The sequence below is a fragment of the Streptomyces katrae genome (genome assembly GCF_000966975.1).
Lineage (GTDB): Bacteria > Actinomycetota > Actinomycetes > Streptomycetales > Streptomycetaceae > Streptomyces > Streptomyces katrae.
In genome coordinates this window covers 1-1,681 of record NZ_JZWV01000647.1, presented here as the reverse complement: position 1 = coordinate 1,681, position 1,681 = coordinate 1, and the positions used below count along the sequence as shown (strand labels likewise).

Here is a 1,681-nt window from a genome sequence, read left to right as displayed (position 1 = left end):
GGGGCGGGTCGGGGTGAGCATCAGCGTCCACTGCCCGTGGAAGCCGATGTCTCCGATGGGCGCGGTGATCTCGACGAAGAGTCCGAGCCGGCCCACGGAGGAGCGGCCGAAGAGCAGCGGGACGAAGCGGTCCGAGCCCACTTCCTCCATGGTGTGTCCGAGGTACAGCTCGCCCGGCTGCAGGGTGTGGCCGTCCTCGCCGACCTGGATGCGGTGGGTGGGGTTGGGGCGGTGGGAGTCGAGGACGTCGCCCGTGTAGGTCAGCAGGGTGGATCCGAGGCGGACGTTGTAGCTGTTCGGGTTGACCTGGGAGGAGGAGAAGGGGTCGATGCGTAGCCGCCCGTCTTTCGAGGCGGAGATGATCTCTGGACCGGTCAGGATCACTGGTCGGCTCCGTTCGTGAGGGTGCTCCGGATCGCCGAGCCCAGGCTCAGGCCGGCGGGACGGGGCTGGCCGCCCAGGCAGCTGTCGGCCAGGTAGTCGGTGGTCAGCACGCTCGTCAGCCCGGCCGGAAGCGGGTCGGGAGAAGTGACGATCGGCCCGACCCGCTCGGTGAGGTGAGCCAGGAGGGCTTCCGTGTCGTGGCGGTGGGCCGGTGCGATGCGGGCCTGCGGGCCTCGACCAGGGAGTTCGCGAACGGCTCGATGGCCAGCAGGTCGCCGGTGGTCAGGATTTCGCCCAGGACCGTGGTGCGGAGGGCGGTCTCGTTCAGGATGACGGCGTCCCTACCCAGGCCGCTCCGGAGCCGGTCGGCCAGGTCTTGGGCGAGGGCCCGGCGATCGAGCTGGTCGTTCCGGTACGGTTCCGCGATCCGGCCCAGCGGCTCGGCCAGCTGTGCGTCGAACGCCGCGATCCGGTCCCGTACGGAGGCCAGCTCGGGCGGCAGGACGGATGGGGTGGTGTCCGCGGCGTCGGAGAAGAGGGCGGTCCGGCCGACCCAGCGGTCGGGGGTGTGCGTGGCGACGGCGTAGCCGACGCCGAGCTCGCGGCCCTTCAGGACGAGGGTGTTGCCGATGCGGGTGGGGCCCGTGTGATCGCTGTGGCAATGGCCCGCGAAGATCACGTCCAGGAAGGGGCAGGCATCGGCGAGCCCGAGGTCCTCCTCGAAGCCGGAGTGGCGGAGGAGCACCCAGGAGTCGACCTCGTGGTGGTGCGCCAGCATCAGCTCGCGCAGGGCCTTCACAGGCTCGACGGCCCGTTGCCCCGGCCGTTGGGCGACCGGGATCGAGTCAAACGCCTGGAGCCCGATCACCCCGGTGAAGGCCGTGGATCGGCCCGCGACCTCCACGATGCGCAGGCGCGGGAAGAGCGGGGTTCCGGTCGAATCGTCGACTGCGTTCGCGCAGACGGTCCGCTGGTGGAGGGCGGGCTCGAAGTAGTGCGCCCAGCCGTGGTTTCCGGGGGCGATGACGTCGTACAGGCCGAGCAGGACGCCCCGTTCGAGAGTGCCCTTGCCGAGCCGGTAGTAGCCGGTGCCCTCGAAGAAGTCGCCGCAGTCCACGAGCAGGCTGTCCGACCGTGCCTCGTGGAGGTGGCCGAGGAAGGAGGCGCCGGCGCCCAGGGCTGAGTGCACGTCCGTGGTAGCGAGGATCTGCCGGATCGAACGGCCTGCGGTCACGGGGCGACCTCGCAGATGTCGGCGCCGAGCTGGAGCAGCTTGCCGGGCAGGTCGGCGTGGCCC

The 1,681-nt window shown here is 70.9% G+C and carries 2 protein-coding genes; both read right to left on the bottom strand.

The genetic code is table 11. The features are described from left to right. A partial coding sequence (locus VR44_RS23080) for a dCTP deaminase (protein WP_045949490.1) occupies window positions 1-384 on the bottom strand: 384 nt, incomplete at its 3' end. Between the two features lie 115 nt (window positions 385-499). Next, window positions 500-1,618 (bottom strand): bifunctional UDP-sugar hydrolase/5'-nucleotidase, encoded by a 1,119-nt coding sequence (locus VR44_RS23075; RefSeq protein WP_342669378.1) that lies wholly within the window; start codon window positions 1,616-1,618, stop codon window positions 500-502. Between the last annotated feature and the right edge of the window lie 63 nt (window positions 1,619-1,681).